Raw genomic sequence first — 24,605 nt, 5'->3', positions numbered from 1 at the left:
ATCCTCCCACGCCGGGCGGGGTGGGCGCGAGGGGGTGGATGCGCGTCACAGCGACGCGGGAAGCCGGTCGATCGTCTGCGACCACCCCGCGTAGCAGTCGATCTTGTCCCACTCCGCGCGCTGCTCGTCGGTGAGGTGGCCGGGGAGTGCCTGGTGCAGCCGCAGCTCGGTGCGGTCGCCGGGCAGCGGGATGAGGGTGATCGTCACGCGCGGGACGTCCACGGCGTCGCGGGTCGACGCATCCACTGGAAGTTCGGGCCAGCCGCCGACCGCACCCCAGTCGAACACGAGGCGCTCGCCGGGGACGAGCTCGCGGTAGATGCCGCCCGTGACGTAGCTGGTGTCGTCGTCGACGATCATCCGCTGACGCCAGGCGCCGCCGACGGTCGCGTCGGCGACGATCGGCTCGGTGACCTCGCCGTGGCCGCTGAAGAACCAGCCGAGGTGCTCCGGCTCCGTCCACGCCGCGAACACGCGCTCGGGCGGCGCGTTGAACGTCCGCACCACCGTGAACGCCCCGGCGGTGTCGTCGCCGTCGCGGTCGCCCTGGTCGCCGTCGTTCGTGCTGTTCCTACCACCGTCGTCGCTCATCGTGTCCCCTCCACGGCCGATCTTCGCACGCCGCGCGGCGGTGTCGATAGGGTGAGATGACCGCCGCCCAGACCGAGAGGCCCACCTGTGTCCGATCTCCGCCCGATCTCCGCAGCCCCCAGCATCCTCCGCGCCTCCTTCTGGCTGTGGATCGTCAGCGCTGCCGTCTCCTTCCTGGCCGGGATCGTCGGCGTTGTCGCGTCTGTGCAAGCCGGCGCATCCGGTTCGGCCGCCACCGCCGTGCTGTCCGGCACGGTCGTCGGCGCGATCGTCGGTGCCGGCCTCCGCGTCGTCATCGCCATCTTCCTGGCGAAGGGCGTCAACTGGGCGAGGATCATCCTCACCATCCTGGGCGCCCTGACGATCCTCACCTCGCTGCCCTCGCTGTTCGTCGGCGACCTGCTGGGCATCCTGCTCCTCGCGCTCACCCTCGCGGCGGGCATCATGATGTGGTCGCCCGCCGCGTCCGCCTACCTCCGCCGCCGCTAGCCGCGCGAAACACCACCAACTGTCGCGAAACGCCCGGGATGCGCCGCAGTTACTGGCATCTCGCGTTCAGTCTTCGACGTAGAGGCCGAGCTGTTCGCCGAGCCTGTCCCGTTCGAGGAGGCGGCGGCCTGCGCCCTTGGCGCTCGCCGTGGTCAGCGTGGTGAGGATGTGGATGACCAGCGCCACCGAGGTCGGTGAGTTGGCGAAGGATGCGCTGGCTGTGTCGACCACGAGGGATTCGTCCGCGATGGCGACGAGGGGCGCATCCGGCGCGTCGGTGATCACGACGAGCGTTCCTCCCGCCTGCTTGAACAGCTCGGCGAAGTCGATCGTGTATTTGCGGTAGCGGGCGAGCGAGAAGGCCACGAGCACGTCACTGGTGCGCACGTCGCTGAGCACGTCGAGCGGGCGCACGATCGTGCCGTCGATCAGGGTGACGTTCGCGAGCCCGGCGCTGAGGTCCATCGCCAGCAGGGATGCGTAGGTGAACGACTTCGCCGCGCCGAGCACGAACCGGCGGCGCGCGGCGACGATCATCCCGGCGATCAGTTCGAACGCCGGATCGTCCTTGGCCCAGTCCAGCGCGTGAGCGAGCTGCTCGCGCTCCTGTTCGACCACACGGCGTTTGAGGACGAGGGCCGATCTGCGTTGCACCCTGGCGTCGTAGCGCTCGTGCGGGCTGTTGAGTTCTCCGGGATTCACATCGCGCCCTTCTGACGACATAGGAGCAGTATCACAGGAGATTCCTCCGCAGTTCATCCCCCGCCGTGCGCATGACGGAGAGCACCCGGTCGCGCACGTCGGAGCCGCGCTGCCAGTTGGCGAGCACCGCGTACGCGACGCGTCGGTCGGGGGTCATCACGAGGCCGGTGTCCGCACGCACCGTGGAGATGGTGCCCGTCTTGTTCCACAGCCACACGCCGCGATCGAAGAGGTAGTGCGCGAGCGGGTCGAGGCCGAACGCGGACGCCACCATCGACAGATCCATCCCGGCGCCCAGCCAGCGTTGCAGCGTGTCGGAGGAGGCCGGGCTGAGGTCGGCGGCCTGCGCGGTGCGGGTGACGAAGCGCACGAGCTCGTCGGCGTTCGCGTGCGAGAGCGTGCGCGGGGCGCCGGGAGGCAGCGGCCAGCGGACGATGTCATCGAGCCCGGAGTGCTCGTAGCCGATGGCGCGCGTGTGCTCCTGCACGGCGGGGAGGCCGATCACCCGGCAGAGCGTGTTCGTCGCCGCGTTGTCACTGACGGCCCCGATCAGCGCCGCCACGTCGTAGAGGGACAGCGTGTCGGCCTGCAGCAGATACCAGAGCCCGGAGTTGTCCATCCATTCGGATGGACGCCGGGTGACGCGCTCGTCGAGCGAGCGGGTGCCCGCATCCACTTCGGTGAGCAGCCGGTGCAGCAGGAACACCTTCCCGACGCTGGCGGTGTCGAGCACGAGGTCCGGCCGGTGACGGAACAGCGTCTCGCCCGAGTCGATGTCGACGGCGAGCGCGGAGAACCGGAGGCCGGGCAGCTCCTGCTCCAGCTCGGCGAACGGCACGCTCACGAGGCGGGGATCCCGGTGACGTGCGCGCGCAGCTGCTCGCCGATGGCGTGCATGGCCGCGAGGACGGGCGCGCGCAGATCGTCTGCCGCGTCCTTCCAGTTCGCCGCGACCGCGTAGGCGACGGTGGCGGCCGGGCCGGAGAGGTGTCCGATGTCGATGCGGGCGAACGACGTGCTCCCCGTCTTGTGGCGCAGGATCATGCCCTGATACTCGTCATCGACGTGTGCGAGAGGGTCGAGGAGGAGCGCATCGGCGACCATGGATGTGTCGACGTCGGCGGCCAGCCAGTCCAGCACGCGCGCACTCACGGCGGGCGAGACGATGTCGCCGGAGCCGAGGCGACGCATGAGCTCCGCGAGCTCTGCCCCCGTGCCGTACGACGGTGTCCACGGCAGGTCGGGCGTTCGCTCGTTGCGGATGAAGTCGTGCAGCGACGTGTCGGTGAAGCCGAGCGACGGCGCCACCGCACGCACGGTCTCCAGCCCGCACAGCCACAGGAGGGAATTGGTGGCGAGGTTGTCGCTGACCGCGCCGACGAGCAGCGCGGCGTCCTCCACGGTCACACGCTGGTCGCGCATCCGGTACAGCAGTCCGGAGTCGGCGACGCGGTGCTCCTCGGGGATCTGGACGCGCTGACCGGGGTCGAGCTCCCCGGCCTCCAGCCGGCGCGCCACCTCGATCAGCAGGAACACCTTGCCGACGCTCGCCGTCTCGCAGACGACGTGCGGCTCGTGGGCCGCGAGGACGCCGCCACCGTCGTCGCGGCCGCTGCCACTACCGCTGCCGCCCCCGGCGTCGACGACGCAGATCGACCACCGCACCCGCGGGTCGAGCTCGGGCATCGCGATCGCCGTCACAGCGACGCCCCCACCGTCAGGCGGATGGCGTCCGGCTGCGCGATCAGCGCACCGTCCACGTTGAGCGGAATGCTGAGCGCGTTGGGGTCGTGCCCGAAGCCCTGCTCCCACAGCACGGGCACGCCGAGGCCGGGCAGCAGCTCGTCCACGAGCTCCCGGATGGCGTCCAGGTCGCCGCAGTTGTCCCACGATCCGAGCACGATCCCGGATGCGTCCGCCAGTCGTCCCGCGCGACCGAGCTGCACGAGGAATCCGTCGATCCGGTACTTCTGCTCGTCCACATCTTCGAGGAACAGGATGCCGCCCGGCCGGTCGAGCGACTCCCGCGCTCCCATCGCACCGGCCAGCAGACTCAGGTTGCCCCCCGTGAACCGCCCTTCGGCGACACCGGGCACGAGCACCGACGTCTTCGGCCCGACGATCTCGCGTCCCCGCCACGACTCGAACAACCAGCTGCGCACGTCGTCACGCACGAATTCGGAGTCGCGGAACACGTCGTTTCCGACCATCGGGCAGAACAGCGTCGGCACATCCAGGTTCACCCGGAACGCTTCGTGCAGGGCGGTGATGTCGGAGGAGCCCGTGAGGAGCTTCGGCCGTCCGTCGCGCCGCAGCGCCGCATCCCGCAGCTGCTCCCAGTCGAGCCCGTCGAGCAGCCTCATCGCCCCGTAGCCGCCCCGGATGCACACCACGGCGTCCGCGTCGGGGTCCATCCACGCATCCACCAGGTCTTGGCGGCGCCCGTCGTCCGGCCCGGCGAGGTAGCTGGCGTGGGGGTGCGGGTCGAGCACGTGCTCGCCGACCACCACGTCGAGCCCCCAGTCGCGGTAGTAGCCGACCGCGCGCTCGAGGCTCTCTGCACTTCCCAGTCCGGACGGCGACACGAACCGCACGCGGTCGCCCGGCTTCAGCGGGGCCGTGTCGAGGTACGCGGACCTGTCCACTGCGAGGCTCGATGTGCTCATGCGAGCCTCCGCTCGATGCTCGGCGCGGCAGCGAGCAGCCTGCGCGTGTACGGGTGTTGCGGATCGAGGAGCACCTGCTCCGTCGGTCCGTGCTCCACGAGGGCGCCCTCGTACATGACGGCGACGGTGTCTGCGATGTTCCACGCCAGCCCGAGGTCGTGCGTGATGACCAGTGCGCTCAGGTCCAGCCTGTCGCGCAGCGAGAGCAGCAGCGCCAGGATCTCGCCACGCACCGAGGCGTCCAGCGACGCGACCGGTTCGTCGGCGACCAGCAGCTGCGGACCGACCGCCAGCGCACCGGCGATCACCGCGCGCTGGCGCTGGCCGCCGGACAGTTCCTGCGGGATAGCGCGGAAGAAGCGCTCCGGCGGGAGCAGTTCGGCATCGGCGAGGCTCTGCGCGACGCGCTCCTGCTCGTCGCCCTGGAAGCGCTGCACGCGCAGGCCCTCGGCGACGGACTCGTAGACGCTGATCTTGGGGTTCAGTGCTGCCGACGGGTCTTGCAGGACCATCTGCACCTCGCTGCGGAACTCGCGCAGCGCGCGCCCCCGGTGCGGGATGTCTTTGCCACGGAACCGGATGGTCGAGCCGTCGTCCGCCCGCTGCAACCCGACGATCGTGCGGGCCAGGGTGGTCTTGCCCGACCCCGACTGCCCGACCAGCGCGAGGATCTCGCCGCGCCGGAGGCTCAGGCTCACGTCTTTGACGGCCGCGAGCGGCTTGCCGCGCCCGTGATACGTGACGGTGACCCCGCGCGCTTCCAGCACCACCTCGTCCGAGAGGACGCGCGATCTGTCGGTGACCGTGACCGCGTCCGCGCGGCGGGTCACCGGGTTGAGCCTGGATGCGGGGTCGCCGATCGTCGGGAACGCCTCGGCCAGCTGACGCGTGTACGGGTGTTGCGGATTCGTGCACACCTCGTATCCGTCGCCCACTTCGACGAGCTCGCCGTCGCGCATGATCGCGATCCGCTCGCAGGCGGTGGCGAGCACGGAGAGGTCATGGCTGATCATCAGCATCGAGATGCCGCGCTCGGAGACCAGGGCGCTGATCATGTCCAGGATCTGCTTCTGCACGATCACATCGAGGGCCGTCGTCGGTTCGTCGGCGATGATGATGTCCGGCTCGCAGGCGAGCGCCATCGCGATCATGACGCGCTGCTTCTGGCCGCCGGACAATTCGTGCGGGTACGCCTCCGCTTTCGCGGGTGCCAGGTCGACCGCGTACAGCAGTTCGAGCGCGCGTGCCTTGCGCGCCTTGTCGGTGCGCCACGCCTCGGAGACGTGCAGTTCGAGCGCCTCGACGATCTGCTGCCCGACCGTGCGCACGGGGTTGAGGGAGTGCATCGCGCCCTGGAAGACGATGGATGCTTCCGCCCAGCGCAGGGCCCTCAGCTCGCCGAACCGCAGGTCGGCGATGTCGGTGTCGCCGATCAGCACGCGGCCGTCCAGCCTGGCGTTCGCGGGCAGGAGTCGCAGCACGCTCATGGCGAGGGTCGACTTGCCCGATCCGGACTCGCCGGCGATCCCGAGAGTGCCGCCGGCGGGCAGCTGCAGGGACACGCTCTTGACCGCGGCGATCTCGCCCTCGTCGTTGCGTCCCGCCGTGCGGTAGGTGATGCTGACGTCGTCGAAGGTCAGGTCGGGCATCAGCGGCTCCTCAGCGTCGGGTTCACGATGGTCTCGACGGCGCGGCCGATGAGGGTGAAGGCGAGGACGACCAGGACGATCGCGATGCCGGGCACGAGGATGTACCACCAGTAGCCCGCCGTCGCGGCCGACACATCCATCGAGTTCTTCAGGACCGAACCCCACGACTGGAGAGTGGTGTCGCCGAGCCCGAGGAACGACAGGGTGGACTCCGCGATGATCGCCGACCCGACGGTGAGGGTCGTGTTCGCCAGCACGAGCGGCAGCACGGCAGGGAGCAGATGCTTCACGATGATGTGCCAGTGCCCGGCGCCGAGCACCCTGGCCCGCTCGATGTAGTCGCGCGACTCCACGGAGAGGGTCTGCGCCCTCACCACGCGCGCGGTCCCCGCCCAGGAGGTGAGCCCGATGGCGATCACGATCGTCCAGACGCCGCGCGAGAGCACGGACGAGAGGACGATCGCGAGGATGAGCGACGGCAGCACGAGGAAGAAGTCGATGATGCGCATCAGCAGGCCGCCGGTCCAGCCGGTGAAGTGGCCGGCCGCGATGCCGACGATGGTGCCGATGATCATCGACACGGCGGTGGCGGCGAAGCCGACGAGCAGCGAGACCCGTGCGCCCCAGATCATCCGCACCCACAGTTCGCGCCCCTGGTCGTCTGTGCCCAGTGGATGCGCGATCGACGGCGGCGCGAACCGCGGCTGGTCGAGGAGCTTGGTGACGTCGAGCATCCACGACGGCGCGAGCACCGGGGCGAGGAGCGCCAGCAGGATCACGACGACGAGGAAGATCAGCCCGGCCATTCCGGCGCGGCTGTGCGAGAACTCCCGGCAGAAGCTGCCGAACGCATCCCTTCGCCTGGCCCACGCCATGCTGCGGGGCGAACGCCGTGCGGTTGCGGTGGTGGTGCCGCTCATCCGCGCCTCACTCTCGGGTCGAGCCGACGGTACACGAAGTCCGCGACGAGGTTCATGACGATGATGATGGCCGAGAAGACCACGAACGTTCCCTGCAAGAGCGGAAGATCCGGTCCCTGGATCGCCTGGTAGGTGAGCTTGCCGAGTCCGGGCCAGGAGAAGACGGTCTCGACGGTGACGGCGCCGGCGATCAGGCCGCCGATGTGCATGAAGACCAGCGTCACGGTGGGCAGCAGCGCGTTCGGGACGGCGTGGCGACGGCGGAGGTCGTCATCCCTCAGCCCTTTGGCGCGAGCGGTGACCAGGTAGTCCGCGCTCTTCTCCTCCATCACGGATGCGCGCATCACCATCACGTACTGGGCGTAGACGACGGCGACCATCGTGATCACCGGCAGCACCATGTGCGACGCCACGTCGAGAACCATGCCGAGCGGATCGTCCGGAGGGTTCGGCGACGTCATGCCGCCGGTCGGGAACCAGTGCAGGGTTCCGCCGAACACCATGAGCAGGATCAGTGCGAGCCAGAAGGTCGGCACCGACCACAGCACCAGCGAGGTGCCGGTGGTGACCTTGTCGAACATCGAACCAGGTCGCCAGCCCGCCTTCTGGCCGAGCCAGAGACCGAGGGCGATGGCCAGGATCGCCGAGGTTCCGGTGAGCAGGATGGTGTTCCAGAAGTATTCGCCGATGAGCGATGCGACGCTCTGCTTGTAGACGTAGCTCTGGCCGAAGTTGAGAGTGACGACGTTGCCGATGTACTCGCCGAACTGCTGCCAGAGCGGCTTGTCGAGGCCGAGCTGCTCGCGCAGCTGCGCCATCTGCTCGGACGTCATCGGGTGCTCGCGCGCCATCGCGGCGACCGGGTCGCCCGGCAGGATCTTGAAGGCGAAGAACCCGAGGATGATCACCATCACGAGGCTGATCGCCGCTCCGCCGATCTTGTTCAGCGCGTATTTCAGCGCTGGGGCGCTGCGGACGGTCGCCTCGCCTTTTTCCTCGAGGATCACCGCCTCTGTGACGGGGGTTGCGTTGCTCATATGCCTTCTCTTCTGACGCGACGGGAGAGCGGTGGCCGCGACGGGAGTCCGCCGCGGCCACCCGGTCGACTATTCGACGTCGGCGCTCGAGCGTCGGCGCACCACGAAGAAGATGATCGCACCGATCACGATGAGGACGATCACCCCACCCGTGACGAGGAGGCCGACGTTGGGGCCGGAGTCGCTGCTCGCGCCGTCTCCGACGGGTGCGACGTCCATGAAGCCCCAGTAGCCGGACTGGTTGGCGATGATCCCGCCCTTCGCCGGCATCATCCGGAAGTCGGTGAACCGGTCGGAGCGGTAGGCCTCGAGCCCGTTGGCATACCAGTACACGATCTGCGCGGTGTCCGTGAAGTTGAGCTGCAGCATCTTCTGGACGATGGCCTCACGCTTCTTGGCGTCCGTCTCGGTCTGCTGCTCCTTGTAGAGCTTGTCGTACTCCGGGTTGCACCAGCCGTCCTGCGAGGTCGCGCCGGTGCCGTCCGTCTTGGTCGGCAGGCTCGAGCAGGTGTTGATGCTGAGCTGGTAGTCCGGGTCGGGTCCGACGCTCCAGCCGCTGAAGTAGATGTCGTAGTTGCCCTTCAGCGTGTCGGCGTTGATCGTGTCGGAGTCCGTCGAGATCGGCTGGATGTCGATGCCGATCGTCTTCATCCACGGCTGGAAGTACTGCGCGACCGTCTGCTCCTGCGGGTCCGTCGAGTCCACGAAGAGGCGGAGCGAGAGGCGCTGGCCGTCCTTGACGCGGATGCCGTCCGCTCCGACCTTCCAGCCCGCGGCGTCGAGCTTGGCCTTGGCCTTGTCCGGGCTGTATGCGAGTGCCTTCACGGCCGAGTCGTCCGTGGGCAGCGTCCACTGCGGGTACGACGACGGGATGAAGCTCGTGCCGGGGTTGCCGAGGCCGTTGAGCACTTTCGACAGCAGGGTCTTGGTGTCGGTGCCCATCCGGATGGCCTGACGCACGTTCACGTCCTGCAAGGCCGGGTTCCCGTTTCCGAACGGCTGGCCGTCGACGGTCTTGACGCCGGAGTTGAAGCTGAACGACGAGAACCGGCGGCCGATCCCCGAGTGCTCGGTGATCCCCTCCGCGCCCTTCAGCGCCTGGTACTGGGTGGGGGTGAGGCCGGTCACGAAGTCGACGTCGCCGGAGCGGAGGGCCTGAACCTGCGCATCCGAGTTCGTGTAGTACACGTACTGGATGGTGTCGATCTTCGGGGCGCCCTTCCAGAACTTCGGGTTGGCCTTCATGGTGATGAACTGGTTGGCCTTGTAGCTCTCCAGCAGGAACGGTCCGGAGCCGACGACGTCCTTGTCGTTCGCGTACGTGGCGGGGTCGGAGATCTTCTCCCAGACGTGCTTGGGGAGGATCGGGACCTCGATGCCGGGGTTCGGAGCCTGCGGCGCCTTGAGATCGATGACGACGGTCTTGGCGTCCGGCGCCTTCACGTCGGAGAAGTTGGCGAGGAAGTTGCCGTTGGCGACGGCGAGGTCGGGGTTGGTCATCATCTGGTCGAAGGTGTACTTCACGTCGGCCGAGGTGATGGCCTTCCCGTCGGACCAGGTGAGACCGTCCTGCAGGGTGTACACCCACTTCTTGCCGCCCTCTTCGACCTTCCAGTGGTCGGCGAGTCCCTTCGTCGGCGAGCCGTCGACGTCGCTGTTCTGCACCAGGTTCTCGTACATGTAGCGGAAAAGGTTGGTCGGAAGCAGATAGATCGAGGTCCAGGGGTTGAAGCTGTCGACGAACCCGGAGGTCGCGATCCTCATCGTCTTGGCATCTTTGCCGGACGTCGGGGACGAGGTGGGGTCGGCGGCCTGGACGCTGTGCGGCTCCGCCGCGTTCGCTGCGCCGGCGGGCGCGGCGATGATCGCTGCTGCTGCAACGAATGACAGCGCTCGGATCAGATGTTTGCGGTGCCTGGTGCGCATGGGAGTCCTTCCATCGGCCGAGGTCCAGAGCAGGACCACGAGGGTTGCAGTAATGGAACAGCATGGAGCACGTCCTGGTCAACGTATTCGTGACAGATGTTAATGAATTCGTAACGCCATGCGGGTGGCGCGGTTAAGGGTGGGTTTGCCGATAATGTGCACAATCGCATTCCCGAGCACCGCAAAGTGCCCATCAAGGTGCCTTTCAGCGCGCAAATCGTGTGCAAATTGCCCATTCACGCTGAAACCGATATTCGTCCATATCGGTTGCTGGTGGAGGATGATGCGTACCGGATAATCCATTCGGGCGAGGAGGAGCGATGCCAGGAACACCGGAGGCCGACGCATCGGAGTGGCGCACCAGCCTGGTGCGCGCCGAAACGGACGAGGGATGGACGGGCCGTCAATGGACGTCGAATGTGCTCGCACCGGCTTGGGCGGGCGACGCGGGCGCCGACCAGGCCGTCGCCTCGTGGAACCTCGACCCGGACGCGACCGCTGTCGTCGAGCTCCGTGCGCGCACGGCCGGCGAACGCTGGCATCCCTGGCAGACCGTCGCTCTGTGGGGCGACATCGGCCGGCGCAGTAGCGCGGCGCCGGGAGGCGCAGCCGGCGCTACGTCCGGGGCGCCGACGATGGAGACCGACGTTCTGACGGCAGGGAGCGCAGGCTCGTTCGACGCGGTGCAGCTGCGCATCACGCTCGGCCACGAAGGCCAGGGTGAAGGCCGGGAGGGCGAGCGCGCCGCATCCAAGGATGCGCTGCGCCTGGCCGCGGTGAGCTTCAGCGCACCGGATGATGCGGGGTCAGCGTCGGCTCCGGATGCGGTCGTCGGCCCGACCGAGGAAGGGACGTTCGGTGCCGCTTCGGCCGTGCGGCCTCTGTCCCAGCGGGCGTACCCCGCCCGCGCCGACCTCGGCGGCGGCGGTCCGGCGTGGTGTTCGCCGACCTCGCTCACCATGGTCACCGCCGCCTGGGGTGCCCGGATCCCGGCCGCTGGATCGGCCGACGTCCCGGCCGGAGCCGACCCGCGCGTCCCGTGGGTGGCGCCGGCCGTGTACGACGCGGCATATGACGGGACGGGCAACTGGTCGTTCAACGTCGCTCTCGCCGGAGCGCTCGGCTTCGATGCCCTGGTGACGAGGCTGTCGTCCCTGCGCTCGGCTCGCACGCTGACGGATGCGGGGATTCCGCTCGTGGCGTCGATTTCGTTCGCGCCCGGCGAGCTGCCCGGAGCCGACTACGACACCCCGGGTCACCTGCTCGTGATCCGCGGCTTCGACGCTGGCGGGGATGTGCTGGTGGCCGACCCGTCGAACCCCGGCGGTGATGCCGGGCTGCGCACCTATCCCCGCCGTGCGTTCGACGATGCCTGGTCGCACAGTCGCCGCACCGTCTACCTGATCGTGCCGCGTGGCCACGCTCTCCCTCCGAACCCGGAGGGAGAGTGGTGACGGGGGCGCGGTGGTCAGTCCGCGGCGCGGGGCGCGCGAGGCGCGATGGCCGCGAGCTCCGGGCCGCCGAGCACCGCCGTGAGGAGGTCGATCCGTTCGCCGAGCGAACGGAGCGACACTCGCTCGTCGACCGCGTGAGCGCCGCCGCCCCGGGGGCCGAAGCCGTCGACCGTCGGGATGCCCAGGCTCCCGAGCAGATTCGTGTCACCTGCTCCACTCGCCGGCCTGCCGGTGACCGTCTGCCCGACACGCGCCCCCGCGGCTGCGATCGCCGACAGCAGGTCGCCGTCTGCGGCAGACGGGCTCCACGCAGGACGGTGGCTGCGCAGCGTCGTCTCGACCACGGCGCCGCTCCGTACCGGGGAGAGAGTTCGCAGCGCCTCGACGACAGCGTGTTCCGTCTGTCCGTCCAGGAACCGCAGGCCGATCTCCGCCTCGGCCTCCGCGGGGACGACGTTCGCTCGTCCGCCACCTGTGATCGTCCCGACGTTGCAGAGCACCTCCGAGTGCTGAGACGCGTCGGCGACGATGCCCCTGACCGCCACCAGCTGGTCGACGAGTTCGTCGATGGCCGAGATGCCCCCGTCCGGGTCGAGCGCGGCATGGGAAGCACGCCCGCGAACCGTCAGGCCCACCCGGGTGCTGCCGCGCCGCCCCACCTTCAGCGCTCCGTCCGGATGCGGGGACTCGAAGCCGATGGCACCGGAAACGCCATCGGCGCACGACAGGAGCAGCGCCTGCGTGGTGGGCGAGCCGACCTCCTCGTCGCACACGATCACGACGCGCACGCTCCGGTGGGGGCGTCCGCCCAGGCGCTCGGCGGCCGCGAGCATCACGAGCAGCCCGCTCTTCATGTCGTAGACGCCTGGGCCGCGCACGGTGTCGCCGTCCACGGACCACGGCACCTGATCCTCGATCGCGCCGTGCGGCCAGACCGTGTCCGAGTGGCCGACGAGCAGAAGGGGCTCGCCGACGCCCTCGAGGTCGGCGACGAGGTTGGCGCCGGCCTCCGACGTCTCGATGTGCACGTCGGCGCCCGCTGCATCCCACCATTCGGCGAGGAGACTCGTCATGCGCTCGCTCGCGCCCGCGTCGAAGGAGGGCGATTCGATCCGCGCGAGGCGCTCCAACCGGGCGAGGGTCTCACCTGCTTCGTCGTTCACCTCGTGCGTCACGCCGACTCCTGTCGCTTGTTTTACGAATCATATCGTTTGCTTGATCGGGCGCTATGGGAGCGATAACCTGGCGGTCCACGCCTCGTGCGACCAAACATAGGAAACGTATCGTGCCCCAGGCTTCCCTTTCCTCGCTTCGCGCGGAGACGCTGAGTTCCGGCGAGGAGTTCCGCGCGGCCGCGGCTCTGTACACTCGCGTTTTCGGCTACGAGCGTCCCGAGTTCTCGCTCAACCCCAATCTTCTCAGCGCCCTCGCGCGCAACGGAGGGTCCGCGGTCGGCGTGCGAACGGCCGACGACGAGCTGATCGGATTCGCATACGGTTTCGCCGGGCGCGACGCTCTGGGCCGTGACTTCCACTATTCGCAGGCAGCCGTGGTGGATGCGGCGCACCAGGGCGAAGGCGTCGGCCGGATGCTCAAAGAGCGTCAGCGCGATGTGGCGCTCGGGTGGGGGCACCGCACGATGCGCTGGACGTTCGATCCCGTGCTCTCGAGGAACGCCCACTTCAACTTCACCTCGCTCGGTGCGGAGGGTGTCGGGTTCGTGCCCGACTACTACGGCAGGGCGGGCACGGATCGCGTGGTGGTCGAGTGGCAGCTGACGCGCGACGACGACCCGTTCGACGACCTGCGCCGTGTCGAGCCGCCGGCTCTCGGCCGGGCCGACTGGGGCCGCGTCGTCCACGGGCCGCTCTCCCGCCGGGACGGCTCCGTCCAGGAGGCCGCCTGGCTCGCCGTGCCCGCGCAGGCGCCCGCCGTCTCCGACGACGGAGAGGAGCGTGCGTCACATGACCTGCTGCGCGCGAACGTGCGTCAGTCGCTCGCTACTCTGATCGGCAGCGGAGCCGTCCTCGTCTCCTGCGTGCGCGTCGATCCGTCCACAGCCGTCTATCTCGCCGTCGAACGTCCGTCCCACCCCGATTCCGGCAAGGAGCCCTCCGTATGAGAATCGACCGGTTGCGCCTGTTCGATGTGACCCTTCCCCTCGTCCACAGCTTCGAGACGAGCTCGCACCGCAAGACGGGGCTCAACCACCTTCTCGTCGAGGCGACGGACGCGGATGGCCGGGTCGGCTGGGGCGAGATCGCCACCCCCTCCGACCCGTACTACGGGTCGGAGACCACGCACACCGCGTGGAGCATCGCGGAGCGCTACCTCGTGCCCGCCGTGCTCGGGGCCACCTGGGAGACGCCCGAGGAACTGGAGGCGTCGTGGGGGCGCATCCGGGGTCACGAGTTCGCCAAGGCCGGCTTCTCCATCGCGGGCTGGGACCTGTACGCGCGCTCGACCGGCCGCTCGCTCTCGTCGCAACTCGGCGGGACGCGCACTGCGGTGGAGGCCGGCGTCTCGCTCGGCATCGAGCCGACGGTCGACGAACTCCTCGCGCAGGTCGCTCGCCAGGTGGATGCGGGGTACAAGCGGGTGAAGCTCAAGATCGCGCCAGGCTGGGACGTCGAGCCGGTCCGCGCGGTCCGCGCCGCGCATCCCGGGCTGGATCTGCATGTCGACGCCAACGGCGCGTACCGGGAGTCGGAGGAGTCCACTGCGGTGATGCTGGCCCTCGACGGCTACGGCCTGACGATGGTCGAGCAGCCTTTCGCCCCGCGGGACTTCGTCGCGCACGCGCGCCTGCAGGCCGTCATCGACACCCCGGTCTGCCTCGACGAGTCGGTCGTCGCCGTCGACGATCTACACACCATGCTCGCGCTCGACGCGGGACGGGTGCTCAACATCAAGGTGTCCAGGATGGGCGGGCTCGCGGCGGCCAGGACCGCCCACGACGTTGCCCGGGATGCGGGCATCCCGGTCTGGTGCGGCGGGATGCACGAGTTCGGGGTGGGGCGGGCGGCGAACGTCGCCGTCTCCTCGCTGCCGAACTTCACGCTGCCCTCGGACGTGTCGGGTTCCGACAAGTACTACGCGCGCGACGTGATCGTGCCGCCCGTCGTCGCCACGGCCGGAATCGTGCAGGTGCCGACCGAGTCGGGCATCGGCCACGAGGTGGACGTGGACTGGGTGATGCAGAACGCGTCTCGCACGCTCGACGTCTCGGCCGCGGCCGGCTGATCAGGAGGACACCATGAAGACGCTCACTCTGCACCGCCTGGACCTCGGTTCCGACGCCCAGGCGGCGGACTGCCTGACCAGCATCGACCCGCGCTCCGCCCTCCTGACGGCCACAGACCTCTCGGCGACCCGCGGTGACGGCGTCTTCGAGACGGTGGTCGTGGTCGACGGTGTCCCGCAGGCGCTCGACGCACACCTCGACCGCTTCGAGCGGTCGGCCGCCATGCTCGACCTTCCTGCGCCGCGTCGGGACCTGTGGAGACTCGCCGTCCTGGCGGCGGCCGACGAGCTCCGCGAGCACACCGCGCGCGGGGCCGTGAAGTTCGTGATGTCGCGAGGCGACGAGGCCGGGGAGGCCGCCGTGCCGGTGCCGACCGGATGGGCCATCGGTTTCGCCCCGGACAGTCGCCCGGGAGGAATGACTCCGGACGTGGATGTGGTGCTGCTCGACCGCGGCTACCGACACGACGTCGCGCAGACGTCCCCGTGGCTGCTGCAGGGCGCGAAGACCCTCTCGTATGCGGTCAACATGGCTGCCCTGCGCGAGGCCAGACGCCGCGGAGCCCAGGATGTGATCTTCGTCAGCAGCGACGGCTACGTTCTCGAAGGCCCGAACTCCACGGTCATCGCCAGGATCGGAGGTGTCTACGTGACGCCGCCCGCCGAGCTGGGGGTGCTGCCGGGCACCACGCAGGCCGACGTCTTCTCTGCGCTGTCGTCCGGGGGCGATCCGGTCGAGACCCGCGTCATCGACGTCGCAGAGCTCCGCGCGGCCGACGCCGTCTGGCTGTGTTCCAGCACGCGCGGCGCCGCCCCCGTGCGCTCCCTCGACGGCACTCCGGTGCCCGTCGACGCGCACGCCACCGACCGGATGAACGACGCACTGAACGAGCGGACGGCATGACAGCGAAGATCCCCGTCGTCGACGGCCACAACGACCTCGCCTGGGCTCGTCGCGAGCACCACGGATACACGGTCGCCGCACTGGATGCGTCCTGCCCCGACCTCCACACCGACCTCCCACGCCTCGCGGCCGGCGGGGTCGGCGGCCAGTTCTGGTCGGTCTGGGTCGACCCTGTGCTGCAGGGGGCGGAGCAGGTGACCGCGACGCTGGAGCAGATCGACTTCGTCCACCGGCTGGTGCAGGCCTATCCGGAGCAGCTGCGGTTCGCGCGCACGGCGGACGACGTGCGCGCGGCGATGGCCGATGGCCGCATCGCGTCGCTGATCGGCGTGGAGGGCGGCGACCAGTTCAACGGTTCGCTGGCGGTTCTCCGGCAGTTCGCCCGCCTCGGGGCACGGTATGTCACGCTGACGTGGTCGCGCACGACGGACTGGGCGGACTCCGCCACCGACGAGGCGCGCCACGGCGGCCTGACCGATTTCGGCCGCGAGGTGGTGCGCGAGATGAACCGCATCGGTGTGGTGGTCGATCTCGCCCACGTCGCGCCAGCCACCATGCGCGACGCCCTGGCGGTCTCCACGCGCCCGGTCATGGTGAGCCATTCCTGTGCGCTCGCGCTGTGCGACCATCCGCGCAACGTTCCGGACGACGTGCTGGCCGCGATCGGCGCGGTCGGCGGTGTGGTGATGGTGGCGTTCGTCCCGTCGTTCCTGTCCCCGGCTCGCGCCGCGTGGGTGCGCGGCGGCGAGCAGGGGGAGGCGCCGCCGGTCGGCATCGCGGACGTCGCCGACCACATCGAGCATGTGCGCGACATCGCGGGCGTCCACGCGGTCGGCCTCGGCGCGGACTACGACGGCACCGATTCCATGCCGGCCGGACTCGGGGACGTCTCGCGCTACCAGGACCTCCTCGACGAGTTGCGCACGCGCGGCTGGTCGGAGCAAGAGCTCACGGCGCTGGCCCACGAGAACGTGTTGCGCGTGCTCGAAGCGTCCGACCCGGACCACCTCGCCTTCCTGGACGGTTCGGCGCCGCCCCCGCGGGCCGCTGCGCTGACCCCGGCAGTGGATGCAGCGGCGCGGGAAGCGCTGCAACCGGGCGAACCGGATGCTGCCCCGCGGGTGCTTGTGGTCGTCAACGCGAAGGAGTCGGCTCCTCGCCGCCTCGGCCAGTGGCTCGAGGAGCAGGGCATCGTCGTCGAGCCGGTGCTCGGAACCGACGGTCTGCCGGAGAGCCTCGACGGGTACGCCGGGCTCGTGATGCTCGGTGGTGGCCTGATGCCCGACGACGATGCGCGCGCTCCGTGGCTTGCGCAGGAGCGCGCTCTCGCGCTCGAGGCTATCGACGCCGACCTGCCGACACTGGGCATCTGTCTCGGCGGTCAGATCCTCGCCCATGTCGCCGGCGGGGAGGTGCGCGCGGCATTCGGGCCGAAGGAGCGAGGGGCGACGGTCATCTCGACCTCGGACGCCGGTCGCGCTGATCGCGTCATCGGCGGACTCGGCTCGTCGGCGCCGATGATCGAGAACCACCAGGACATGATCACGGAGCTGCCGCCCGCCGCTGTGCTGCTCGGGTCGAGCGACGCCGTGGACATTCAGGCGTTCCGGCTGGGCGAGCGCGTCTACGGGCTGCAGTTCCACCCGGAGGTCGGCGCGCACGACCTGCTGCGCTGGAAGGAGCCGACCACCCCGGCGCCGGGCGACCGCCCCGTGGCGGAGCTGATCGAGGAGGCGCGTGGCGTGGACGAGGAGAACACGCAGGCCAGTCACGCACTCGTCAGCGGCTTCGCCGACCACGTGCACAGCTTCGCGCGGGAGCGGACGGCCCGATGACCGGCGATGCCGAGGGCTCAGCGCTCGCCGACCTCGTCTCTCACGCCCGGGACGCGCTCGCCGCGCGACTCGACGCGCCGACGCTGCGGCGGGCACCCGCATCTATTGCCGCTGTCGTGCACAGGGGCCGCGTCGTCGCCGTGAGCACGCACGGCCAGCCGCGCCGCGACGGTGCCGCGACCGCGGAGAGCACCGTCTTCCGGATCGCGTCGATGTCGAAGAGCTTCCTCGGGGCCACCGCCCTCGCGCTGCGCGACGACGGCCTGCTCGACCTGCACGCGCCGGCGACCGAGTACATCCCCGAACTCGCCGCTGCGCACGCGGGGGATGCGCCGGTCACGCTCGACGCGCTCCTGTCGAACCGGGCAGGCCTCGCCGAGGACAACGCGTGGGGGGACCGCCGGCTCGGCGCATCCCGAGCGGAACTGGCGGCCGTCGTCGCCGCCGGGCTGACGCCGTCCACCCAGCCGGGCACCGAGTACCAGTACTCCAACATCGGGATCTCGCTCATCGGCCGGGCCATCGAGGCCGTCACCGGGCGCGAGGTCGAGGCGGTGGTGCGCGAGCGGATGCTCGATCCGCTCGGACTCACAGACACCCGCGCCGCTGCCGACCTCTATCCGGCCGGCAGCGACCTCGCCGGCGGGTTCCGCACCTTCGACGACGGAGCGACGTTCGCGCCGGAACCATACGTCGGCTCCGGCGCGCTGGCCTGCATCGGCAGCCTGTTCAGCACCGTGCGGGACATCGCGGTGTGGGCAGGCTTCCTCGGCTCGGCGTTCGACGCCAAGACCGCCGACGCCGACGGCACCACCGTGCTGAGTGCGTCCTCCCGGCGGGAGCTGCAGACGGCGCGCACCCTGATCCCCATTGGAGCGCCCTCGGTCGGGCGCGAGCTCGACGGCCTCGGGTACGGCTACGGCTTGGTGGTCGAGCACGACAGGCGCTTCGGCCGCATCGTGCAGCACGCCGGGGGTCTCCCCGGATTCTCGTCGCACATGCGCTGGCAGCCGGCCACCGGCATCGGCGTGGTCGTCTTCGGCAACTCGGACGCCTTCGGTGCCGGCCGCATCGCCACCGACGTCCTCACCGACGTGCTCGCCCGTGTGGATGCGCCTGCGGCCGTCGTGCGCCCCTGGCCGGAGACACTGGATGCGGCCCGCCGGATCGACGAACTCGTCGCCGCCGACCGTCCCCTCTCCGACGCGCCGGGCATCCTCGCCTCCAACGTGTTGCTGGATGTGCCGGAGAGCGTGCGCGCAGAACGGCTCGCTGCCGCGCTCGCCGAGGTCGGGCCCATCCGGGCGGACGCGGCGCCGTTCGCCGACCGCATCGTCGTCGCCGCCGATCGTTCGGCACTGCGCTGGGTCGTCCCGTGCGAGCGCGGCGCCCTCGTGTGCGACGTGCACCTCGTCGGCCTGCGCGAGCCCGTCGTGCAGGAGTTCACGATCCAGGTGGCCGGGGAGGGTGGACGCAAGCCGCGCGACGAGGCCGCGCGCGTGACCGACCACCACCGGGTCGAACGGGAGGGTGCGCGATGACGGCGCAGCCCCGGCTCCGCCTCGCGGATCTCGGCGTCACCCTCGGCCCCCATCCCCGCGGGCGGCACAACGCGATCACCGATGTGCCCGGCGTCCTCGTCGGCCACTCCACCATCCACACCGACCGGCTGAACACCGGCGTGACCGCGATCGTCCCCGAGATCATCGGCGCTGACCGGCGGTGGACCCCCGCCGGTCTGGCCGTCGGGAACGGCTACGGCAAACTCGTCGGCGCGACACAGCTCCAGGAGCTCGGCGCCATCGAGACGCCCATCCTCCTCACCAGCACGCTCTCCGCGTACCGCGTCGCCGACGCGCTCCTCGGGCACATGCTGTCGAAGCCCGGCTACGAGACGACCACGACCCTCAACCCCGTCGTCGGCGAGACGAACGACGGCTTCCTCTCCGACATCCGCTCCCGTCCCCTCGGAACGCAGCACGTCGAGGAGGCGCTCGCGACGGCCGCCTCCGGTCCCGTCGCCGAGGGCAGCGTCGGCGCTGGGTCCGGCACCGTCGCCCTCGGCTTCAAGGGCGGCATCGGCACCTCGTCCAGGACCCTGACGGTCGGAGACACCCGGCACACCGTCGGCGCGCTCGTGCAATCGAACTTCAGCGGAACACTGTCGATCGCGGGTGTCCCGATGCCGTCCGCCGAGCTCGTCCCCGGCCCGACCGCGGAGACCGTCGGCAACTCGTGCATGATCGTCGTCGCGACCGACGCGCCGCTCGACGCACGGCAGCTCGCCCGCTGCGCCCGGCGCGCCGTCTTCGCCATGCGAGGTGTGGGAGCCGATTTCGCCCAGGGCAGCGGCGACTACGCCATCGCGTTCTCCGTCGGCCAGGCCACGCCACCCGACGACGCCCTGCTCTCTCCGCTGTTCCAGGCGACGATGGATGCGGTCGAGGAGGCCCTCGTGAACTCCCTCCTCACCGCGACCACGCAGTCCCACGCCGACGGCCACATCGCCCACGCCATCCCGCTGCCGGCGGTGCGCGAGCGGCTCGCCGCGGCCGGCGTCGTCCGCGTCATGGATTCGAACGTATAGAGTCTTGATAATCGGCGGGCTGCGACTGGCGACAACGGCCGGCAGCCCGCCGCTCTTCTCTCCGCCTCTCCGGCCACCTCCCTCTTTTCCCTCGTCGGGCCTCTTCTCGGCGCTCCGCGCATCCCGTTCTTGACGTCTTCACAACTATCTTTTATGGTTTATTTAGTTCTGAAGAAAAGGATGCAATGGCGCTCACATCTCCCTCACGCACCGACGTGAACCGCACGGCGATCCTGGCCCACCTCGGCGGCCAGGGGCCCGCCTCTCGCGCCGATCTGGCGCGGATGCTCGGCGTCTCGCCCGCTCTCGTCACCCAGCTCACCCGCGACCTGCTCGCGGAGGGACTCATCGAGGAGCTCGACACCTCCACCTCGCAGGGCGGGGGACGCCCGGCCAGGATGCTCGGCGTCGTCGCCCGCACCGCCTGCGCCATCGGGGTCAAGGTGGTCGCCGATCACGTCGCGTTCGTGGAGGTGGGCATCGACGGTTCGGTGCTCCGCTCGGCCACCGAGCCGTTCGACGCGATGTCGCCGCTCGCGACCTCCGCGCTCATCGAACTCGCCCGCACCTTCATCGAGGCGGGAGGGGACAACCGGCTGCTCGGCATCGGCGTCGGCATCCCCGGCACTGTGGATGAGCAGGGGATCGGCGTCGTGGACTCCACCCAGCTGCGCTGGAACCAGGTGCCGCTCGGCGCCTCCCTCCGCCGGGCGCTCGACCTGCCCGTCGTCGTCGAGAACAACGTCAACGCGCTCAGCGTCGCCGAGCGGCTGTTCGGGCAGGGGCGCGACTGCGCCGACTTCCTGGTGGTCACCATCGGCACCGGCGTCGGGGCCGGCATCGTGTCCGGCGGCTCGATCTTGCGCGGCAGGGCCGGCGGAGCAGGCGACATCGGCCACATCCCCGTCGCGGAGGGCGGCCCGCTCTGCCAGTGCGGCAACCACGGCTGCCTCGAAGCGTTCGTGGGGGAGAGTGCGCTGGTCGCCACCGCCGTGCGGGACGGCGTCGTGAACGACGGCGCGGACATCCGGGATGTGCGCGAAGCAGCAGACGCCGGGAACGCCGCGGCCGTGCGCGTGTTCGACGACGCCGGCCGGCTGCTCGGGCGCACGCTCGCCGGTGTGGTGAACATGCTCGACCCCGAGCTCGTCGTGATCCTCGGCGAGGGCGTAGAGGCGTGGGACCACTGGTCGCCGTCGTTCGAGCCCGCACTGCGCGCATCCCTCGTCCCCGGCAAGCGCGGGGTCGAGGTGGCCGTCGAGACCTGGCAGGACGACCGCTGGGCGCAGGGCGCAGCGGCGCTCGTGCTCGCGACCCCGTTCGATACCCACGGGGTGGCGGGAGAGCAGGGACGCCTGATGCGCGAGCGTCTGGTGTCGAGCGCGGGGGTGCGGCCATGACCGTCTCGGGCATCAGCCCGGTCGGGGCGCCGCCGAGCGCATCCGGTGCTGCGAGCGGAGCAGACGGCCGGCGGGCCGCGCGCACCCCGTCCGGCGGGCGCGGAAGCAGCAGCCGCCCCGGTCGCCGGCCAGGCAGGAAGCGCCTCTCCTACTTCCTCATCGTCGCGATCTTCCTGCTGCCGAGCCTCATCCCGCTGCTGGCCTTCACCATCGGCCCGATGATCGCCGCCGCGTGGACGAGCTTCCACGAGTGGAACCTGATCGGCCCGATGAAGTGGGTCGGCTTCGACAACTACGCCACCCTCGTCAGCGACCCCGGCACGCAGCAGGCCTTCCTGCACACGCTCTACTACATCGTCGGCTACCTGCCGCTCGTCTACGTCGGCGGTCTGGGCCTGGCCCTCGCGCTCAACAGCAGGATCAAGGGGCGCGCGTTCCTCCGCGGCGTCTACTTCCTGCCGGTGGTCACCAGCTGGGTAGTCGTCGCGCTGGTCTGGCGCTGGCTGCTCAACCCCAGCGTCGGCATCGTCAACTGGGCGCTGTCGCTGATCGGGATCGACGGGCCCGGCTGGTGGGCGGACCCCGCCTGGTCGATGCCGTCGATCATCCTGGCCTCGGCGTGGAAGGACCTCGGCTTCGTCATGGTCATCCTGCTGGCCGGGCTGCAGACCATCAACCCCGACCTCTACGAAGCAGCGGAGATCGACGGCGCCGGATGGTGGCGGCGGCTGTTCAGCATCACCCTCCCGATGCTCTCCCCCTCCACCTTCTTCGTCATCGTGCTCTCCCTCATCAACGGCTTCCAGGTCTTCGACCAGGTGTTCGTGATGACGGGCGGCGGACCGAACAACTCGAGCCGCGTCGTGGTGCAGCAGGTCTACGACCTCACCTTCCGCTACGGGCAGGCCGGCATGGCGTCCGCGCTCTCCTGGCTGCTGTTCATCGTGATCCTGATCGTCACGCTCATCCAGTTCCTCGGCCAGAAGAAGTGGGTGAACTATGCGTAGTCCCGTCGCGAAAGTGTCGCTGTACACGGCCGTCATCCTGGGCGCGCTGATCATGGTGTTCCCGTTCGTCTGGACGATCGTCACGTCGATCAGCCCGGGCGCGAGCCTCACCAGCACGCCCAAGCTCATCCCGGACAACCCGTCGTTCGCGCCGTACGCCGAGCTGTTCCAGCGGGTGCCGTTCGGGCAGGTCATCGTCAACAGCCTGGTGATCGCCGTGGTGAGCACGCTGTTCCAGCTGGTCACCAGCTCGATGGCGGCGTACGTGTTCGCCCGGATGCCGTTCCGCGGCCGCGGTGCGATCTTCGTGCTCTACCTGGCGACCATGATGATCCCGTTCCAGGTGCTCATCGTGCCGCTGTTCGTGGAGATGAAGTCGCTCGGCCTCATCAACACGTATGCGGGCGCCATCCTGCCCACCGTCGCGTCGGCCTTCGGGGTGTTCCTGCTGCGGCAGGCGATCAGCACGGTCCCGTACGAGCTCGACCAGGCGGCCACGCTGGATGGGGCCGGCCACTTCCGGGTGTTCTTCCAGATCGTGCTCCCCCTGGTGCGCCCGGCGCTCGCCACGCTCGCGGTGTTCGGCTTCCTGAACACCTGGAACAGCTTCCTCTGGCCGCTCATCATCCTGCGCGACCCGCTGATGCAGACGCTCCCGGTGGCGCTGTCGAGCCTGCAGGGGCAGTACTCCACCCAGTGGGACGTGCTCATGGCCGGCTCGGTCGTCAGCATCATCCCGATGTTCGCGCTCTACCTCTTCGCCCAGAAGTACATCGTCCAGGGCGTCGCCGGCACCGGCCTGAAATAGCCGCGCCATCACCTCCATCACCACAGCAGCAGCATCCGCACCATCCGTATCAAAGGAGATAGCAAACACATGAACAAGAAACTCGCCGCGACCGCAGCACTCGCGGTCGCCGCCCTCGCCACCGTCGGGATGAGTGGATGCAGCGCATCCGGCTCCGACGGAGGGAAGACGACCATCACATACTCGAACTTCATCTCCAACGGCGGCAACGAGAAGAACCTCGCCACCATCGTGAGCGCGTTCGAGAAGGCCAACCCGGACATCACCGTCAAGGTGTCGACCACCGACTACGCCAACTACTTCACCAAGCTGCAGACCGACCTCTCGGCCGGTACGCAGTCCGACGTGTTCGACGTGGACCTCGGCAGCTACGGCAACCTGCAGGCGGACGGCGTGCTCGCGCCGCTCGACGGTGTGGATGCCAAGGCGTACCGCACCTCGGTGCTCGACACCTACAAGACGGACGGCAAGCAGTACGGCCTGCCCACCTCGTTCTCCAACGTGGTGCTCTTCTACAACAAGGACCTCTTCGACAAGGCGGGCGTCTCATACCCGACGGACTCGTGGACCTGGGCGGACGAGGAGGCTGCGGCCAAGAAGCTGACCGACAAGGCGGCCGGCGTCTGGGGCGACTACCAGCCGATCACGTACAACGAGTACTACAAGACCGTGCAGCAGGCCGGCGGCTCCTTCCTCACCAAGGACGGCAAGAAGTCGGCGTTCGACTCCGACGCCGGCACGAAGGCCGCGGACTGGCTCGCCGGCAAGAGCGGCGTGACCATGCCGTCCGCTGCCGACGGAGCAGGCACCCCGGACTTCGACTCCAACCTGTTCAAGGACGGCAAGCTGGCGATGTGGCACACCGGCATCTGGATGTTCAGCACCCTCGGGAAGCTGCCGTTCGGCTGGGACGTCGCGGTCGAGCCCGGTGACACCCAGAAGGCCAGCGCCACGTTCTCCAACGCGGTCGCCGTCTCCAACGACTCCAAGCACAAGGACGCAGCGCAGAAGTTCGCGACGTACCTGTCCAGCTCGAAGACGATGGTGGATGTGCGACTCAAGGCGGGCTGGGAGCTCCCGGCCATCTCGGACGAGTCCCTGCTGAAGCCGTATCTCACCGCCGGGACCCCGGAGAACCGCAAGGCCGTGTTCGACTCGCTGGAGCACATCGCCACCGCGCCGAACCTGGGCTCCAACTCGCAGAAGATCCAGGACGACGTGACCAACGCGCTCGGCGAGATCGCGGCGGGCAGGTCGAAGACCGCCGACACCATCCCGGCGACGGCGAAGCAGGTCGACGCGCTGCTCAAGTAGCAGCGCACCGCCAGAGCGGCCCGGCCGGGCACCCCCATCCCGGCCGGGCCGCCCATCGCGGAGCCGTCGACCA

Annotated in this window: 22 protein-coding genes; 12 read left to right on the top strand and 10 right to left on the bottom strand. The window is 69.6% G+C overall.

Annotated features, from left to right (window positions below; genetic code table 11):
* Positions 1-45: 45 nt before the first annotated feature.
* Positions 46-591: an SRPBCC family protein gene (locus AC1ROC_RS09625; RefSeq protein WP_492999805.1), complete on the bottom strand. Its 546-nt coding sequence runs from the start codon at positions 589-591 to the stop codon at positions 46-48.
* Positions 592-678: 87 nt separating this feature from the next.
* Between AC1ROC_RS09625 and AC1ROC_RS09620 the strand changes: the two genes are divergently transcribed.
* On the top strand, positions 679-1,080 hold the full coding sequence (locus tag AC1ROC_RS09620) for a hypothetical protein (protein WP_492999803.1): 402 nt from the start codon (positions 679-681) through the stop codon (positions 1,078-1,080).
* A gap of 66 nt (positions 1,081-1,146) precedes the next feature.
* Here the strand turns inward: AC1ROC_RS09620 and AC1ROC_RS09615 are convergent, their stop codons facing one another.
* The 8 genes from AC1ROC_RS09615 to AC1ROC_RS09580 form a co-directional block, all read right to left on the bottom strand.
* Positions 1,147-1,803, bottom strand: coding sequence for a MurR/RpiR family transcriptional regulator (locus AC1ROC_RS09615; protein ID WP_085368357.1), 657 nt, complete (start codon positions 1,801-1,803; stop codon positions 1,147-1,149).
* A gap of 10 nt (positions 1,804-1,813) precedes the next feature.
* Positions 1,814-2,626: a serine hydrolase gene (locus AC1ROC_RS09610; protein WP_492999801.1), complete on the bottom strand. Its 813-nt coding sequence runs from the start codon at positions 2,624-2,626 to the stop codon at positions 1,814-1,816.
* Positions 2,623-3,468, bottom strand: coding sequence for a serine hydrolase (locus AC1ROC_RS09605; RefSeq protein ID WP_492999799.1), 846 nt, complete (start codon positions 3,466-3,468; stop codon positions 2,623-2,625). Before AC1ROC_RS09605 ends, AC1ROC_RS09610 begins: the two co-directional genes overlap by 4 nt.
* Positions 3,469-3,479: 11 nt before the next feature.
* Complete coding sequence (locus tag AC1ROC_RS09600; protein WP_492999797.1) at positions 3,480-4,448, bottom strand: S66 peptidase family protein; 969 nt, start codon at positions 4,446-4,448, stop codon at positions 3,480-3,482.
* The gene (locus AC1ROC_RS09595) at positions 4,445-6,097 is read right to left on the bottom strand and encodes an ATP-binding cassette domain-containing protein (RefSeq protein ID WP_492999794.1); all 1,653 of its coding nucleotides are present in this window, start codon (positions 6,095-6,097) and stop codon (positions 4,445-4,447) included. The genes AC1ROC_RS09600 and AC1ROC_RS09595 overlap by 4 nt, the downstream gene beginning before the upstream one ends.
* Positions 6,097-7,017, bottom strand: coding sequence for an ABC transporter permease (locus AC1ROC_RS09590; protein ID WP_085368353.1), 921 nt, complete (start codon positions 7,015-7,017; stop codon positions 6,097-6,099). The genes AC1ROC_RS09595 and AC1ROC_RS09590 overlap by 1 nt, the downstream gene beginning before the upstream one ends.
* The gene (locus AC1ROC_RS09585) at positions 7,014-8,054 is read right to left on the bottom strand and encodes an ABC transporter permease (RefSeq protein WP_492999790.1); all 1,041 of its coding nucleotides are present in this window, start codon (positions 8,052-8,054) and stop codon (positions 7,014-7,016) included. Before AC1ROC_RS09585 ends, AC1ROC_RS09590 begins: the two co-directional genes overlap by 4 nt.
* 69 nt (positions 8,055-8,123) lie before the next feature.
* A complete protein-coding gene (locus tag AC1ROC_RS09580; RefSeq protein WP_085368351.1) occupies positions 8,124-9,980 on the bottom strand; it encodes an ABC transporter substrate-binding protein in 1,857 nt (618 codons plus the stop codon).
* 320 nt (positions 9,981-10,300) lie between these two features.
* Here AC1ROC_RS09580 and AC1ROC_RS09575 point away from each other — a divergent pair, with 320 nt between their 5' ends.
* Complete coding sequence (locus AC1ROC_RS09575; RefSeq protein WP_492999787.1) at positions 10,301-11,434, top strand: C39 family peptidase; 1,134 nt, start codon at positions 10,301-10,303, stop codon at positions 11,432-11,434.
* Positions 11,435-11,448: 14 nt separating this feature from the next.
* Here AC1ROC_RS09575 and AC1ROC_RS09570 read toward each other — a convergent pair whose 3' ends face one another.
* A complete protein-coding gene (locus AC1ROC_RS09570; protein ID WP_492999785.1) occupies positions 11,449-12,609 on the bottom strand; it encodes a M20/M25/M40 family metallo-hydrolase in 1,161 nt (386 codons plus the stop codon).
* 110 nt (positions 12,610-12,719) lie between these two features.
* Here AC1ROC_RS09570 and AC1ROC_RS09565 point away from each other — a divergent pair, with 110 nt between their 5' ends.
* The 10 genes from AC1ROC_RS09565 to AC1ROC_RS09520 all read left to right on the top strand — a co-directional run bounded on the left by AC1ROC_RS09565 (position 12,720) and on the right by AC1ROC_RS09520 (position 24,532).
* Positions 12,720-13,556 carry a GNAT family N-acetyltransferase gene (locus AC1ROC_RS09565; protein ID WP_492999783.1) on the top strand — a complete coding sequence of 279 codons (837 nt, stop codon included), beginning with the start codon at positions 12,720-12,722 and terminating at the stop codon, positions 13,554-13,556.
* Entirely contained in the window at positions 13,553-14,677 is a 1,125-nt protein-coding gene (gene menC, locus AC1ROC_RS09560) for an o-succinylbenzoate synthase (protein WP_492999780.1), read from the top strand. Before AC1ROC_RS09565 ends, menC begins: the two co-directional genes overlap by 4 nt.
* 13 nt (positions 14,678-14,690) lie before the next feature.
* A complete protein-coding gene (locus AC1ROC_RS09555) occupies positions 14,691-15,581 on the top strand; it encodes an aminodeoxychorismate lyase (protein WP_492999778.1) in 891 nt (296 codons plus the stop codon).
* Positions 15,578-17,416 carry a membrane dipeptidase gene (locus AC1ROC_RS09550; protein WP_492999777.1) on the top strand — a complete coding sequence of 613 codons (1,839 nt, stop codon included), beginning with the start codon at positions 15,578-15,580 and terminating at the stop codon, positions 17,414-17,416. The genes AC1ROC_RS09555 and AC1ROC_RS09550 overlap by 4 nt, the downstream gene beginning before the upstream one ends.
* Positions 17,413-18,957 carry a serine hydrolase domain-containing protein gene (locus AC1ROC_RS09545; RefSeq protein WP_492999774.1) on the top strand — a complete coding sequence of 515 codons (1,545 nt, stop codon included), beginning with the start codon at positions 17,413-17,415 and terminating at the stop codon, positions 18,955-18,957. Before AC1ROC_RS09550 ends, AC1ROC_RS09545 begins: the two co-directional genes overlap by 4 nt.
* Complete coding sequence (locus tag AC1ROC_RS09540) at positions 18,954-20,003, top strand: P1 family peptidase (protein WP_492999773.1); 1,050 nt, start codon at positions 18,954-18,956, stop codon at positions 20,001-20,003. The genes AC1ROC_RS09545 and AC1ROC_RS09540 overlap by 4 nt, the downstream gene beginning before the upstream one ends.
* 185 nt (positions 20,004-20,188) lie before the next feature.
* Positions 20,189-21,403 carry an ROK family transcriptional regulator gene (locus AC1ROC_RS09535; RefSeq protein WP_085368343.1) on the top strand — a complete coding sequence of 405 codons (1,215 nt, stop codon included), beginning with the start codon at positions 20,189-20,191 and terminating at the stop codon, positions 21,401-21,403.
* Positions 21,400-22,410 carry a carbohydrate ABC transporter permease gene (locus AC1ROC_RS09530; protein ID WP_168690580.1) on the top strand — a complete coding sequence of 337 codons (1,011 nt, stop codon included), beginning with the start codon at positions 21,400-21,402 and terminating at the stop codon, positions 22,408-22,410. The genes AC1ROC_RS09535 and AC1ROC_RS09530 overlap by 4 nt, the downstream gene beginning before the upstream one ends.
* Positions 22,403-23,218 carry a carbohydrate ABC transporter permease gene (locus AC1ROC_RS09525; RefSeq protein WP_168690579.1) on the top strand — a complete coding sequence of 272 codons (816 nt, stop codon included), beginning with the start codon at positions 22,403-22,405 and terminating at the stop codon, positions 23,216-23,218. The genes AC1ROC_RS09530 and AC1ROC_RS09525 overlap by 8 nt, the downstream gene beginning before the upstream one ends.
* A gap of 69 nt (positions 23,219-23,287) precedes the next feature.
* Complete coding sequence (locus tag AC1ROC_RS09520) at positions 23,288-24,532, top strand: ABC transporter substrate-binding protein (protein WP_085368340.1); 1,245 nt, start codon at positions 23,288-23,290, stop codon at positions 24,530-24,532.
* Positions 24,533-24,605: the final 73 nt, after the last annotated feature.

This window comes from Leifsonia sp. GW821-FHT13C05 (assembly GCF_058806515.1).
This window is presented reverse-complemented; position numbering and strand designations above follow the sequence as displayed.